Raw genomic sequence first — 13,602 nt, 5'->3', positions numbered from 1 at the left:
GTAGCCCAGTCCAGCGGCGAATACGGAGGCCCAGCGCCTGCTGGTGTCCGGCGCCATCCATCTTCAGCAGCGACTTCCTGAGTATCTCTACGATCTTGTCCGGGTGCGCCGGATGGAAGGCTTCGTACTGGTACTGCAGGAACACGAGGCATAGCGCGTTTTCCATCACCTGCACGTCCGGGTCTTGCTTGATCCCCTGCTTCATCAGGATCGCGGCTACGCGTTCGGACACGCTGTCCGGATAGCCGGCGTCCTTGATGATGTCCTGCGCGATGCTGGCGTGATGCCGGGCCAGCGCCTTGCGCCACGACAGATAGCCGATCCTGCCTTCCGGATAGCTGCCGCGCGTGATCTCCCAGCGGCCGATGTGCTGGCAGCGGGAAGCCAGGATCAGCGGCTCGGCGGCGTCCGGCGCCAGCGTCAAGACCCACTCATGCAGCTTTTCCGCCAGGAAAAGCTCCTGCGGACAGGTCCGCCCCTCCCACGTGAACGAGTTGGGATCGGCGGCGTTGTAGTCGTCAAAGCGGCGCAGCGTCTGTTGCAGGCGGTCGTTCATGCGAGGGGCTTCCAAAAGGCCGGGGGCGCGGCCGTCACGGGTTCGGGGGCGCGAAGGAAATCATCATACCGGGCGCGCGCGCCGGTAGTGGTTTTCCCTAAAAATCACGGAAATCGGGTTGCCGCCGGTTCCCAACGCCATTCTGCTCCGGTACATTTCGTCCAGTGGCCTGACCACTGGACCATCAGGCACCCGGGCAAATTTGCCTAACCCCGCGATTCCCGCAAGACACAAGGTCCCAAGACCCATTACGCTCTACACCCCATTCATTCACTCCCTCCGACAATGACTTCACTGCAGGCTGTCGCCTCCACCCGCCTCTACCGCATGATTGCCGACCAGATCGCCGCGCGCATCAAGGCGGGCGACTTCCCTGCGGGCGGCCGGCTGCCCGCCGAGCGCGAACTGGCCGAGCAGCTGCAGGTGAGCCGCGCGTCGGTGCGCGAAGCGCTGATCGCGCTGGAAATTGAAGGCTATGTCGAGGTTCGGGTGGGCACGGGCGTATTCGTCTGCCAGGCGCGCGAAGACGGCCTGTACCGGGACGCGCGCGAGGCGCAGCCTGACGCCAATGGCGTCGAAGCCACCGACATCGGCCCCTTCGACCTGCTGGAAACGCGCCTGCTGATCGAACCCGAATGCGCCGCGCTGGCCGCGCAGAAGGCCTCGCCCGCGCAGATCGCGGCGATCCGCGCCGCGCACGAAGGCATGTCGCTGACCGAATCGCCCAGCATCCACGACCGCGCCTTCCATGGCGCGATCGGGGCGGCCTGCGGCAACGCCGCGCTGGCCGCCGCCATTTCGCATATCTGGCATCTCAGCACGCTGAGCCCGGTTTTCCATCGCCTGGAAGAACACTTCGTCACCACCAAGGTGTGGATCGAAGCCCAGAAGGAACATGAACGCATTCTCGCGGCCATCGTCGACCGCGATCCGATCCGCGCGCGCCACGCCATGCACGACCATCTGGTCGGCATCCTGGCGCGCCTGCGGGAAGACTTCGGCAGCGTCGGAATCCGATGATTTGACGCCCCTCTAACCCCCGCAGCCTGGCGCGACCGCGCCGGCGACCTTCCCTTCCGACCGTGCATGCACCGCCGGCGCCCGATGGCGCCGCCTGCGGCAACGGGAGCGGCTTGCCCAACGATTTGCAGCACCCGCAGTTCCGAAGTTCCAGTAGTCCCCGACACATACTTAAAACATATCAAGGTGAAAACATGCAGCTGACCCGTACCGTGAAGCTAGTGAGCGCGGCGCTATTGGCGCTAGGCGCCCATGCCGCCCAGGCCAACAAGGCTGACAACTCCCTCAATATCGCCTTCGACGCGGCGCCCGCCACGCTGGACGCGTACAAGGAATCGGACCGTCCGGGCCTGGCGCTGGCGCGCATGGTCTTCTCGGGTCTGCTGCAAAAGAATCAAGACACGGGCGAATTCGGCCCGGCCATCGCCACGGGCTACAAGTTCGTCGACGACACCACCATCGAACTGCCGATCCGCAAGGACGTGAAGTTCCACGACGGGTCCCTGCTGACCATCGACGACGTGCTGTACACGCTGAACCTGGTGTCGTCCGAGGGCTACAAGGCTCGCTTCCAGAACCAGGTGGCGTGGATCGCCAAGGTTGAGAAGGCGTCGGAGGACACGGTCCGCATCAAGATGAAGACGCCGTATCCGCTGGCGCTGGAGATGCTGTCCGAGAACCTGCCGATCTATCCGCGCAAGTACTACGAAGCCAACCAGTCCGAGATGGGCGCCAAGCCCATCGGCACCGGCCCCTACCGCCTGGTGGAAAGCCAGCCCGGCAGCCGCTACGTGTACGAGCGCTACGAGGACTACTTCGGTCCCAAGCCGGCCGTGAAGACGCTGGTCGTGCGGGTGCTGCCGGACGCCAACACGCAATACGCCGAGCTGCTGTCGGGCGGCCTGGACTGGATCTGGCGCGTGCCGCCGGACGTGGCCAAGCGCATGGAAAAGACGCCGTCGGTCACGGTCAAGAGCAGCAGCATCATGCGCATCAGCTATATCTCGCTGAATCCGCGCTTTGACGACGGCAAGTCGCCGCTGGCCAAGCAGGAAGTGCGCCAGGCCATCAACTACGCCATCGACCGCGAAGCCATCCGCAAGGCGCTGGTCGGGGGCGCGTCCAAGGTCATCAACGCCGCCTGCAACCCGGCCCAGTTCGGCTGCGCCGGCGACGTGCAGTCCTACAAGTTCGACCCCGCCCGCGCCAAGCAGCTGCTGGCGCAGGCCGGCTACCCCAATGGCGTCTCTCTGGATCTGGTGATCTCGGCCCCGCCGCGCGCCATCCTGGACGCCGCTGCCGCGCAGATGGCCCAGGCCGGCATCAAGCTCAACCTGGTGGAACAGCAGTACGGCACCGCCATGACCAACTGGCGCGACGGCAAGATCGCCATGCTGTCGTCCAACTGGGGCTCGTACGGCATTGCCGACGCGGCCCTGTCCACCAGCAACTTCTTCCGCGGCGGCCCGGACGACCAGGCCCGTAACCCCGAGGTCATCAAGCACCTTGAGACGGCGGACACCACCGTCGACCGCGACGTGCGCGCGAAGAACTACGCGGCGGCCCAGAAGATCGTGGCCGAACAGGCCTACTGGGTGCCGCTGTGGAACCACTCGCTGAACGCCGTGCAGGCCAAGGACCTGAACTTCTCGGTCGACGGCGACGAGTTCCCGCGCTTCTACAAGGCCCGCTGGAACTGAGCCGGCTGGCCGGCCGCGCCGGCGCGCAGTGCCGCTACCCATCCGGACGCCGACGCGTCCGGGCGGGGCGCTGCGCGCCCTCGCAAGGACAAAGGTTGACCCATGATTGCATTCCTGTTTCGCCGCCTGCTGGTTGCCGCCCTGCTGGTCGTGTTCGTGTCGCTGATCAGCTTCTCGCTGGTGTTCGCGTCCGGCAACCCGGCCGCGCGCCTGGCCGGCGAAGGCAGCGCGGCCGATGCCGCCCGCCTGTCTCAGCTGCACGGCTTTGACGATCCCATCCTGACGCAGTACGGCCGCTGGCTGGCCGGCGTGGTGCGCGGGGACTTCGGCGACAGCCTGTATTTCAGCCGCCCCGTGGCCGAACTGCTGTCGCAGCATTTCCCGGCCACCGCCAAGCTGGGCCTGGCCGCGATGGCGTTCGCGCTGCTGCTGGCGATTCCGCTGGGTGTGCTGGCGGGACTGCGCAAGGGATCGCTGATAGACCGCGCCACGATGATGCTGTCCGCCTGCGCGCAGGCGATGCCGCCGTTCTGCCTGGCGTTCCTGCTGATCATCGTCTTCAGCGTGCGCAACCAGTGGCTGCCCGCGTCCGGCTTCGACACCTGGAAGCATTACGTGATGCCGGTCGTGGCGCTGGGCCTGTTCGCCATGCCCGCGATGCTGCGTCTGATGAAATCCGAGATGGAGGCGGTGCTGGCCACCGACTACATCCGCACCGCGCGCGCCATGGGCCTGGGCGGCGCAAGCGTGGTGGGCAAGTACGCCCTGCGCAATGCGCTGCGTCCGCTGGTGTCGCTGGCCGCCGCCCAGATGGGCACGCTGCTGGCCGGTTCCGTGGTGATCGAGACCGTCTTCGCCATCAACGGCGCCGGGCTGCTGGCCTGGACGTCCATCCTGCGCGGCGACTTTCCCACGATGCAGGCGCTGATCCTGATCTTCGCGCTGATCTACATCGTCCTGACCCTGGCCGCCGATCTGATCAACGGTTGGCTGGACCCCCGAGTGCGAGCCGCGACATGAACAACACCCTTGCCTCTGCCCTGCCCGCCGCACCGCGCGGCGCGCGCCTGGCCCGCATCGGCCGCAACACGGGGCTGGCCGCGCTGGCGCTGCTGGTGCTGGCCGGCCTGATCGGCCCCTATCTGATTCCGCACGACCCGTACTCGCAGGACCTGCTGGCGCGCCTGCAGGAGCCGGTCTGGGCCGAAGGCGGCGACTGGAACCACATCCTGGGCACCGACCAGTTGGGCCGCGACGTGCTGGCGCGCGCCCTGTACGGCGTGCGCGTGTCGGCGCTGATCGGCCTGTCCGTGGCGCTGATGGGCGGCGTGATCGGCACCACGCTGGGCGTGGCTGCCGGCTATTTCGGCGGCGCGGTGGATCGCGTGGTCTCGTTCCTGATCACGGCGCGCCTGGCGCTGCCCATCATCCTGGTCGCGCTGGCCGTTGTGTCGGTGGTGGGCGCCTCGCTCACCGTGGTGGTGCTGGTGCTGGGCCTGCTGCTGTGGGAGCGCTATGCGCTGGTCGCGCGCACCATGGCGGCCGGACTGCGCAACGCCGAGTTCGTCACCGCCTCGCGCCTGCAGGGCTGCACGCATCTGCAGATCATCTGGCGCGACATCCTGCCCAATCTGGTGGGCAACCTGCTCATCATCGGCACGGTGGACGCCGCCATGGCCATCACGCTGGAAGCCTCGCTGTCTTTCCTGGGCCTGGGCGTGCCCGCGCCGATGCCGTCGCTGGGCCTGATGATCGCCGAGGGCAAGGAAAACATGCTGTTCCAGCCGTCGCTGGTGGTGATACCCAGCGTGGTGCTGTTCCTGCTGGTGCTGTGCGTGAACCGAGCCGGCGAAAGCCTGCGCGCCATCCAACTGAAGAAGGGGTGACCCGATGACCGCCACCAGCCATCCGCTGCTGCGGGTCGAGGACCTGCACATCGACATCCACACGCCCACGCACGCCAAGCACGTGGTGCGCGCCGTGGACTTCACCCTGGAACGCGGCAATACGCTGTGCATCGTCGGCGAGTCCGGTTGCGGCAAGTCGCTGACCGCGCTGGCCCTGCTGGATCTGCTGCCTGCCGCCGCCCGCCGCCGCGTCGCACGGCTGGAGTTCGCCGGCCAGGACCTGTCGGCGCTGACGCCGGCCGCGCTGGCCCAACTGCGCGGCGCGCGCATCGCCATGATCTTCCAGGACCCTATGACGTCGCTGAACCCGGTGTTCGACATCGGCACGCAGCTCATCGACGTGCTACGCCGCCACAAGCGCGTGAGCCGCCGCGAGGCCGCCGAGCGCGCCGAATACCTGCTGCGCCGGGTCGGCATCGCCAATCCGGGCGAACGCATGCGGCAATACCCCTTTGAACTGTCCGGCGGCCTGCGCCAGCGGGTGATGATCGCGATGGCGCTGATGTGCGGCCCGGAACTCCTGATCGCCGACGAGCCCACCACCGCGCTGGACGTCACCGTGCAGGCCGAATTGCTGGACCTGCTGCGCGACATCCAGGCCGAATTCGGCCTGGGCATGGTGTTCATTTCGCACGACATGGGCCTGGTGGCGCGTATCGCCGACCACGTCATCGTGATGTACGCCGGCGACATCGTCGAGGGCGGCACGGTGCGCGAGGTGCTGGAACGGCCCAGCCATCCGTACACCTCGATGCTGCTCCACTGCATCCCGCAGCCCGGCCGCACCGCGCCGCGGTCGGACCTGCCCACGATCTCCGGCGCCGTGCCGTCGCTGGACAGCCCGATCACCGGCTGCGCCTTCCGCGAGCGCTGTCCGGTCGCGGAACCGCGTTGCGGCGAGCCCATCGTGAGTTGGCCGGGCCGCGCCAGGCCTGAGCGTGGCACGCTGCCCGGCGACAGCCACCGCTGCCTGTGCGTGAAACCCGGCGCCCTGCGCCATGGAGTCCCGGCATGATCCAGCCTGCTTCCCCCCACGCCGGCGTCAGCCTGAACGGCCTGTCGTTCCAGTACGCCCGCGCCAGCCTGTTTTCGCGACGCCCGGCGCCCCGGATCCTGCACGACATCGACCTGCATGTGCCTCCCGGCCGGACCGTCGGGCTGGTGGGCGAGTCCGGCAGCGGCAAGTCCACCATCGCCAAGCTGATGCTGGGCCTGCTGGCCCCCACGCAGGGCCAGGCGCTGCTGGATGGCCGCCCGCTGACCGCAATGCCCGCGCGCGCCCGGGCCCGCCGCATCCAGATGGTGTTCCAGGACCCGTATTCGTCGCTGAACCCGCGCCGCACCATCAGCGAGATCCTGACCGCGCCGCTGCGCGTGCACGGCATCGGCGACGCGGCCTCGCGCGCGGCGTCGGTGCGCCGGATGATGGACGCCGTCGGCCTGGTGCCGGCCTTTGCGGGCCGCTACCCCCGCGAGCTTTCCGGCGGGCAGCGCCAGCGCGTCGCCATCGCCCGCGCCCTGATGCTGGAACCCCAGCTTTTGATCTGCGACGAACCCACGTCTGCGCTGGACGTGTCGGTGCAGGCGCAGATCCTGAACCTGCTGATGGCGCTGCAGCGCGAGCGCGGCCTGGGCTATCTCTTCATCAGCCACAACCTGGCCGTGGTGCAGCACATCGCCGACGACATCGTGGTGCTGCAGGGCGGCCGCGTGGTCGAGCGCGGCGACGCCGGCCAGGTCTACTTTGCCCCCCAGCACCCCTACACCCGGCAGTTGATCGGCGCCACGCTGGCCGTACCGCAGACCGAGGAGCTGGCCGCATGAACCCGCGCCCTCCGCATTTCCTGCTGGTCGGCAACGACGAAAAGGTCACCTGGGACGACGGCCGGATCCGCTTCCTGGCGCCCGGCCGCGACACGCTCAGCATCTTCGACGCGGGGGCCAACCCCGCCGCGCCGGAACTCGTGGCCACCCTGCCCTTGCCGAACTCGCTGTTCGGCCCCCCGGTCAATCTGGCGGTCACGCCGGACCAGCGGCTTGCGCTGGTCGCCGATTCCATGGAATGGCTGCCGGGCGCGGACGGCGCAGCCTGGCAGCCCGTGCCCGGCCGCGACATCCACGTGATCGACCTGGCCGCTACGCCGCCCGCCGTGGTGCAGACGCTGCAGGCGGGCCTGCAGCCGTCGGGCCTGTCTATCAACCGCGCCGGCACGTTGGCGCTGGTGGCCAACAAGGCCGGGCGTTCCGTATCGGTGCTGCGTATCGCCTGCGGCCGGGCCGAGGTCTGCGGCGAAGTGGACATGGGCACGGCGGTCGTCGCCGTGTCCTTCGCTGCCGACGGCAAGCGCGCCTTCGTGGTCAAGACCGACACGCACCGCCTGGGCGTGCTGCACATCGACGAAAGCGGTCCGGCGCCGCGCGTCACGCACGACCCGGCCGAAGACCTGACGACGGGCCTGGTCCCTTTCAACCTGGTGGTGTCGCCCGACGGCGCGCTGGCCCTGGTGGTGGACATGGGCAGCCCCAGCGCGTCCGACGGCCACGCGGATTCCGTGAGCGTGGTCGATCTGGCCAGCACGCCGCCGCGCGTGGTGGACCGCGTGATGGTCGAGGACGGCCCGGAAGGCATCGCCATCAGCCCGGACGGACGCTACGCCGCAGTCGCCATCGTGCAGGGGTCCAACAACCCGTCCAGCGCCTGGTTCCACCACCCCCGCGGACAGATCGTCCTGCTGCGCATCGACGGCCTGCGCGTGACGCGCGCAGGCGCCATCGAAGTGGGCGCCTTGCCCGAGGGCGTGGCCTTCAGTCCCGATAGCCGCTTTCTCTACGTCGGGAATTTCCTCGACGCCAGCATGCAGGTCCTGGCCGTGGGAGACAACGGCCTGACCGACACCGGGACGCGCATCGCGCTGCCCGGCCACCCCGCCTCGATGCGCGGGCAATCCTATTGAGCGGGGCCGCAACCCGCCGATCTTCCACCGCCACTTACCCCATATCCCGACCCTGGAGTCTTGCCATGACCTTCGCCCACAAGAAAATCTCTACCCTGCTCGGCGCCGCGCTGCTCGCCGGCGCCGGCTTTGCCCCGCTTTCCGCCCACGCCCTGGACATCAAGCTGGGCCACGTGCTGGCCCCCAGCCATAGCTGGAACAAGGCCGCCGAAGGTTTTGCCGCCGAGGTCAAGGAAAAGACCGGCGGCCGCGTCAACTTCATCCTGTTCCCCAGCGGCCAGCTCGGCAACGAAAAAACCATGCTGGAAGGCCTGCAGATCGGCAGCCAGGGCGCCGCCATCATCGGCTCGGGCTCGCTGCAGCCCATCGAACCCAAATTCGGCGTGGTCGAGCTGCCCTACACCTGGTCCACGTCGCAGCAGGCCTACAAGGCCTTCGACGGCGAGCTGGGCGACGCGCTGGCCAAGCTGGCCGACAAGAAGAACCTGACCATCATTTCCTGGTGGGAGAACGGCTTTCGCCACGTCACCAACAACCGCGGCGCGGTAAACAAGCCCGCCGATCTGGCCGGCCTGAAGACCCGCGTCACGCCGGACAAGATGCGCCTGGACACCTTCACCGCGCTGGGCGCCAACCCGGCCCCGCTGGCCTTCGGCGAGCTGTACTCCGCCCTGCAGCAGAAGGTGTTCGACGCGCAGGAAAATCCGCTGTCGATCATCTACACCTCGTCGTTCTTTGAAGTGCAGAAGTACCTGTCGCTGACCGGCCACGTCTGGGGTCCCGCCAGCCTGATCATTTCCAAGCCGGTGTGGAACCGCATTTCCGCCGACGACAAGAAGGTCGTGCAGGCGGCCGCCGACAAGTGGCGCGACGCCCAGCGCAAGATGATCAGCGACAGCGACCAGCAGTTCGTCGCCCAGCTCAAGGACAAGGGCATGCAGGTCAACGAGGTCGACAAGACCGCCTTCGCCGCCGCCGTCGAGCCCGTCTGGAAGACCTACTCGGTCACCTACGGCCCCGAACTGATGGCGCTGGTGCAGAAGTACCGCGAGGCCAAGTAATGCTCATCCGACTGTCCGCCATCCTGTCGGGCATCAGCAAGGCCTTCGCCGCCCTGGCGGTGGCCTTGCTGGCGATCCTGATCACCTATGTGGTGTTTTCCCGCTTCGTCACCCACACGACGCCGCATTGGGCCGAGGAGCTGCCCCGCCTGGTGCTGGTGTGGTCCGCCTTCATCGGCGGAGTCGTCTGCAGCTTCGAGCGATCGCACCTGATGGCCGGCCTGCTGCCCTTCGTGGTGCGCAATCCGCGCGTGCTCAATGCGTTCGAGCGCGTGAACCAGGTGCTGATCATCGTAGGTCTGGCCGCCCTGGGCTACGCCGGCTGGCAGCTTGCCGAGCTGACGATGGACCAGACCCTGCCCGCGTTGGACGTATCCGCCGGAACCGTCTACCTGGCGCTGCCGTTCGCCTGCGCGATCACCGTGGTGGTGCACCTTGCGCAGCTGTTTTCACCCGCCCCCGCCGTAAAGGAATAACGATGTCTTCGGGTGCTCTCTTTCTGATGGGCGTGTTTACGATCACGGTGCTGATCGACATGCCCATCGCGTTCGGCCTGGTGCTGTCGTGCCTGGCCTATCTGGCGGTCTACGATTCCGCGCCGCTGATGGTGGCGGCGCAGCAGTATGTGGTGGGGCTGGACAGCTTCACGCTGCTGGCGATTCCGCTCTTCATCCTGGCGGCCCAGCTGATGAACGGCGCCGGGCTGACCCAGCGCATCGTGCGGCTGTGCGCCGCCATCGTGGGCGACATCAAGGGCGGCCTGGCCGTCGTCGCGGTGCTGGCCTGCCTGATGTTCGGCGCGCTGTCCGGGTCCGGCGTGGCCGACGTCGTCGCGATCGGCAGCCTGCTGCTGCCCGCCATGGCGCGCAGCGGCTACGACAAGGGCTTTTCCTGCGCCCTGGTGGGCAGCGCGGGCGCCACGTCCACCATCATCCCGCCCAGCATCGTGCTGATCGTGTACGGCACCATCACCGACACGTCGGTGGGCAAGCTGTTCATGGCCGGCATCATTCCGGGCATCCTGCTGGGGCTGTCGCTGATCGGCGTGGCCATCTGGCAATCGCGCAAGCACAACTGGGCAGGCGGCCAGCCGTTCACCTGGGGCGAGCTGCGCGCCGCGGCGGTAGACGCCCTGCCCGCGCTGATGGTGCCCGTGCTGATCATTGGCGGCATCCGCTTCGGCATCTTTACCGCCACCGAAGCCGCCTCCAGCGCAATCCTCTACGCGCTGCTGATCGGTTTCTTCTGGTACCGCACGCTGAGCCTGCGCTCGCTGTGGGACAACCTGAAATCCACCGGAGAAAGCAGCGCGTCCATCCTGCTGCTCATCGGCGCGTCGGGCCTGTTCGCCTGGGTGCTGGTGGCCGAACAGGTGCCGCAGGCGCTGTCCACGCTGCTGGTCGAATGGACCGACAGCAAGATCGCCGTGCTGCTGGTGCTGACCGTGGTGCTGTTGCTGCTGGGCACCTTCATGGAGGCGATCCCGGTCATCATCATCGTGGCCCCCGTCGTGATGCCGGTGCTGGCCCACTACAACATTGATCCGGTCCATTTCGGCATTCTGCTGTCGATCAACATGGCGATCGGCGCCAACACCCCGCCCGTGGGCGTAGACCTGATGGCGGCGTGCAAGATCGGCGGCATCAACATGATGCAGACGCTGCGCCCGCTGTCCTGGATGATGCTGGCCATGACGGCGGTGATGCTGCTGCTGACCTTTGTTCCTGAACTTGTCCTGTTCCTGCCGAGGCACGTGCAATGAGCTCTGTTCCCTATTTGCGCCGTCCCGCGGCCCTGCGCCGCAGCTGGATGTTCGTGCCCGGCATGGACGTCGAGGCCCAGGCTGCCGGCCTGGCCAGCGGCGCCGACGCCTTGGTGGCCGATCTTGAAGAGTTCACCGCGCCGGCCGAGCGGCCGGCCGCCCGCCCGCGCATCGCCGCGCTGTTCGCCGACTGCCGCGCCCGCGGCGTGGTGGCGGCGGTGCGTATCAACAAGCTGGAGGAAGACGGCCTGGCGGATCTGCGCGGCGTGATGCCCGGCGCGCCCGACGCCGTGTTCCTGCCGCATGCGGAAAGCGCCGCGCAGATTGCCGCATTGGACCAGGCCATCACCGCGCTCGAAGCCGAACTGGGCCTGCCCGCCGGCGGCACCGAGATCGTGCCCACGCTGGAGTCGGCCCTGGGCGTGCACCGCGCCTACGACATCCTGACCGCCAGCCCGCGGGTGTCGGCCTGCCTGCTGGCGGCGGAAGACCTGACGGCCAGCCTGGGCGCCGAGCGCGGCAAGGACGGCATTGAACTGCACCACCTGCGCGCCCGCTTCCTGGTGGACTGCACGGCGGCCGGCTGCGTGCCGATCGACTGCCCCTACAACTACCGCGACCTGCCCGCGCTGGAGGCCGACGTGCGCTGGGCGCGACGGATCGGCCTGAAGTCCAAGTGCGCCACGGTGGCCGAGCAGATCCCCGTGATCCACGCCGTGTTCACCCCCGCGCCCGCCGACGTGTCCACCGCACTGGATTGCGTGGCGCGCTTCGAAGCGCAGCGCGCCGGCCGCCAGGACGCCGAGCGCATCGACCCGCCCGTCTACAACACCGCGCGCCGCCTGCTGGCGCGCCACCGCCAATTCGAACAATGGGCCGCCGAGCGCCGCGCGCAGGCCGCCCCGCAACAAGGAGACTCCGCATGACGTCAGCAGCACAACCCGAACGCAACGGCGGTCAGATCCTGATGCAGCAGCTGCGCATTCATGGCGCACGCCGCGTCTTCATGATTCCCGGCGAAAGCTATCTGCCCTGCATCGACGCGCTGAACGAGCACACCGACGCGATCGAGCCTATCGTTTGCCGCCAGGAAAGCGGCGCGGCGTATATGGCCGAGGCCTATGGCAAATTGACCGGCGAACCCGGCATCTGCTTCGTCACGCGCGGCCCGGGCGCCACCAACGCCAGCATCGGCGTGCACACCGCGTTCCAGGATTCCACGCCCATGATCCTGTTCGTGGGTCAGGTCGGCAACGACTTCATGGAGCGCGAGGCCTTCCAGGAGATCGACTACCGCCGGATGTTCGGCCAGATGGCCAAGTGGGTCGCCCAGATCGACCGCACCGACCGCATCCCCGAATTCATCTCGCGCGCCTTTGCCGTGGCCACCAGCGGCCGGCCCGGCCCCGTGGTGCTGGCGCTGCCGGAAGACACGCTGTGGGGCCGCGCCCGCGTGGCGGACCTGCCGCGCTATCCGCGCGTGCACAGCCATCCGGGCGCCGCCGACCTGGCGCGCATGACCGAGCTGCTGGACGCCGCCGAACGCCCCTTCCTGCTGCTGGGCGGCAACGGCTGGCGCCAGGAAGCCATCGCCCAGATCGCCGGCTTCGCCGAGCGTTTCGAGCTGCCCGTGGGCACGGCCTGGCGCCGCCTGGAATGCTTCGACCAGCGCCATCCAAACGCCGCCGGGCACGTCGGCTGGGCCATGACACCCGCGCTGCGCCAGCGCCTGCGCGACGCCGACCTGGTGCTGGCCGTGGGCACGCGCCTGGGCGAGGCCACCACCGAGGGCTACACCCTCATCGAAAGCCCGCTGCCGCGCCAGAAACTGATCCATGTATACCCGGACGCCGCCGAGCTGGGCCGCGTGTTTTCGCCAACGCAGGCCATCGTGGCCGACGTGGCCAGCTTCGCAGCCGCCGTGGCGGACATCAAGCCTGGACATGGCGCGCCGCGCGGCGACAAGGTGCGCGCCGCGCACCAGGAGCTGGTCGACAGCCTGGCGCCGCTGCCCTCGCCCGGCCCCATGAGCCTGGACGCCGCAGCCGCCTATGTGGACGCGCACTTGCCGGCCGACGCCTGCGTCACCGTGGGCGCGGGCAACTATGCGCTGTACCCGCATCGCTACCGCCGCTACACGGGCCCGGGCACCAGCCTCACGCCCACCGTCGGCTCGATGGGCTACGGCCTGCCCGCCGCCATCTCGGCCAAGCTCGAAGACCGCAAGCGCGCTGCCGTCTGCTATGCGGGCGACGGCTGCTTCCAGATGAACATGCAGGAACTCGGCGTGGCCATGCAGTACCGCCTGGGCGTGGTCGTGCTGGTCTTCAACAACGGCATCTGGGGCACGATCCGCGCCCACCAGGAACGCGAGTTCCCCGCCCGCGCCATCGCGCTGGGCTTCGAAAACCCCGATTTCACGCAGATCATCCGCGGCTACGGCGGCTACGGCGAGGCGGTCGAAACCACTGCCGACTTCGGCCCCGCCTTTGAGCGCGCCCTGGCTTTCGCCGAACGCGAAAACCTGCCCGCGCTGCTGGAAATCCGCTACGACGCCAACGGCATCGCGCCTGGCGAAACCCTGATGGGGATCCGCGAGGCCGCGCAGGCTCGCATCGCCCGCTCGGGCCAATGAACACACG

The 13,602-nt window shown here is 68.3% G+C and carries 13 protein-coding genes; 12 read left to right on the top strand and 1 reads right to left on the bottom strand.

The window, feature by feature from the left end:
• Positions 1-556 (bottom strand): DUF4202 domain-containing protein (locus KYC_RS08485; RefSeq protein ID WP_008160971.1); only part of this gene is annotated, 556 nt, incomplete at its 3' end.
• 285 nt (positions 557-841) lie between these two features.
• On the opposite strand from KYC_RS08485, the gene KYC_RS08480 reads away from it, so the two are divergent.
• From KYC_RS08480 to KYC_RS08425, 12 genes are all read left to right on the top strand, one after another.
• Positions 842-1,576 carry a FadR/GntR family transcriptional regulator gene (locus KYC_RS08480; RefSeq protein ID WP_008160969.1) on the top strand — a complete coding sequence of 245 codons (735 nt, stop codon included), beginning with the start codon at positions 842-844 and terminating at the stop codon, positions 1,574-1,576.
• A gap of 194 nt (positions 1,577-1,770) precedes the next feature.
• Positions 1,771-3,276, top strand: coding sequence for an ABC transporter substrate-binding protein (locus KYC_RS08475; RefSeq protein WP_008160967.1), 1,506 nt, complete (start codon positions 1,771-1,773; stop codon positions 3,274-3,276).
• A gap of 102 nt (positions 3,277-3,378) precedes the next feature.
• Positions 3,379-4,296, top strand: a complete 918-nt coding sequence (locus KYC_RS08470) for an ABC transporter permease (RefSeq protein WP_008160965.1) — start codon at positions 3,379-3,381, stop codon at positions 4,294-4,296.
• Positions 4,293-5,162: an ABC transporter permease gene (locus KYC_RS08465; RefSeq protein WP_008160963.1), complete on the top strand. Its 870-nt coding sequence runs from the start codon at positions 4,293-4,295 to the stop codon at positions 5,160-5,162. Before KYC_RS08470 ends, KYC_RS08465 begins: the two co-directional genes overlap by 4 nt.
• A 4-nt stretch (positions 5,163-5,166) precedes the next feature.
• Positions 5,167-6,198 carry an ABC transporter ATP-binding protein gene (locus KYC_RS08460; RefSeq protein ID WP_008160961.1) on the top strand — a complete coding sequence of 344 codons (1,032 nt, stop codon included), beginning with the start codon at positions 5,167-5,169 and terminating at the stop codon, positions 6,196-6,198.
• Positions 6,195-7,007: an ATP-binding cassette domain-containing protein gene (locus KYC_RS08455; protein WP_008160959.1), complete on the top strand. Its 813-nt coding sequence runs from the start codon at positions 6,195-6,197 to the stop codon at positions 7,005-7,007. The genes KYC_RS08460 and KYC_RS08455 overlap by 4 nt, the downstream gene beginning before the upstream one ends.
• Positions 7,004-8,137, top strand: coding sequence for a YncE family protein (locus KYC_RS08450; RefSeq protein ID WP_008160957.1), 1,134 nt, complete (start codon positions 7,004-7,006; stop codon positions 8,135-8,137). Before KYC_RS08455 ends, KYC_RS08450 begins: the two co-directional genes overlap by 4 nt.
• Positions 8,138-8,202: 65 nt before the next feature.
• Positions 8,203-9,198 carry a TRAP transporter substrate-binding protein gene (locus tag KYC_RS08445; protein ID WP_008160954.1) on the top strand — a complete coding sequence of 332 codons (996 nt, stop codon included), beginning with the start codon at positions 8,203-8,205 and terminating at the stop codon, positions 9,196-9,198.
• Entirely contained in the window at positions 9,198-9,674 is a 477-nt protein-coding gene (locus KYC_RS08440; RefSeq protein ID WP_008160952.1) for a TRAP transporter small permease, read from the top strand. The genes KYC_RS08445 and KYC_RS08440 overlap by 1 nt, the downstream gene beginning before the upstream one ends.
• A gap of 2 nt (positions 9,675-9,676) precedes the next feature.
• Positions 9,677-10,960, top strand: coding sequence for a TRAP transporter large permease (locus tag KYC_RS08435; protein ID WP_008160951.1), 1,284 nt, complete (start codon positions 9,677-9,679; stop codon positions 10,958-10,960).
• Positions 10,957-11,886 carry an HpcH/HpaI aldolase/citrate lyase family protein gene (locus tag KYC_RS08430; RefSeq protein ID WP_008160949.1) on the top strand — a complete coding sequence of 310 codons (930 nt, stop codon included), beginning with the start codon at positions 10,957-10,959 and terminating at the stop codon, positions 11,884-11,886. Before KYC_RS08435 ends, KYC_RS08430 begins: the two co-directional genes overlap by 4 nt.
• A complete protein-coding gene (locus KYC_RS08425) occupies positions 11,883-13,595 on the top strand; it encodes a thiamine pyrophosphate-binding protein (protein ID WP_008160947.1) in 1,713 nt (570 codons plus the stop codon). The genes KYC_RS08430 and KYC_RS08425 overlap by 4 nt, the downstream gene beginning before the upstream one ends.
• Positions 13,596-13,602: the final 7 nt, after the last annotated feature.

The sequence above is a fragment of the Achromobacter arsenitoxydans SY8 genome (genome assembly GCF_000236785.1).
GTDB classification, from domain to species: Bacteria; Pseudomonadota; Gammaproteobacteria; order Burkholderiales; family Burkholderiaceae_B; genus Achromobacter; species Achromobacter arsenitoxydans.
This window is presented reverse-complemented; position numbering and strand designations above follow the sequence as displayed.

What these genes read in the sequence shown, in the direction of transcription:
- KYC_RS08425 (WP_008160947.1), top strand. Translation starts at nt 11,883, where the DNA reads ATGACGTCAGCAGCACAACCCGAACGCAACGGCGGTCAGATCCTGATG.
- KYC_RS08430 (WP_008160949.1), top strand. Translation starts at nt 10,957, where the DNA reads ATGAGCTCTGTTCCCTATTTGCGCCGTCCCGCGGCCCTGCGCCGCAGC.
- KYC_RS08465 (WP_008160963.1), top strand. Translation starts at nt 4,293, where the DNA reads ATGAACAACACCCTTGCCTCTGCCCTGCCCGCCGCACCGCGCGGCGCG.
- KYC_RS08470 (WP_008160965.1), top strand. Translation starts at nt 3,379, where the DNA reads ATGATTGCATTCCTGTTTCGCCGCCTGCTGGTTGCCGCCCTGCTGGTC.
- KYC_RS08440 (WP_008160952.1), top strand. Translation starts at nt 9,198, where the DNA reads ATGCTCATCCGACTGTCCGCCATCCTGTCGGGCATCAGCAAGGCCTTC.
- KYC_RS08455 (WP_008160959.1), top strand. Translation starts at nt 6,195, where the DNA reads ATGATCCAGCCTGCTTCCCCCCACGCCGGCGTCAGCCTGAACGGCCTG.
- KYC_RS08460 (WP_008160961.1), top strand. Translation starts at nt 5,167, where the DNA reads ATGACCGCCACCAGCCATCCGCTGCTGCGGGTCGAGGACCTGCACATC.
- KYC_RS08450 (WP_008160957.1), top strand. Translation starts at nt 7,004, where the DNA reads ATGAACCCGCGCCCTCCGCATTTCCTGCTGGTCGGCAACGACGAAAAG.
- KYC_RS08445 (WP_008160954.1), top strand. Translation starts at nt 8,203, where the DNA reads ATGACCTTCGCCCACAAGAAAATCTCTACCCTGCTCGGCGCCGCGCTG.
- KYC_RS08475 (WP_008160967.1), top strand. Translation starts at nt 1,771, where the DNA reads ATGCAGCTGACCCGTACCGTGAAGCTAGTGAGCGCGGCGCTATTGGCG.
- KYC_RS08435 (WP_008160951.1), top strand. Translation starts at nt 9,677, where the DNA reads ATGTCTTCGGGTGCTCTCTTTCTGATGGGCGTGTTTACGATCACGGTG.
- KYC_RS08480 (WP_008160969.1), top strand. Translation starts at nt 842, where the DNA reads ATGACTTCACTGCAGGCTGTCGCCTCCACCCGCCTCTACCGCATGATT.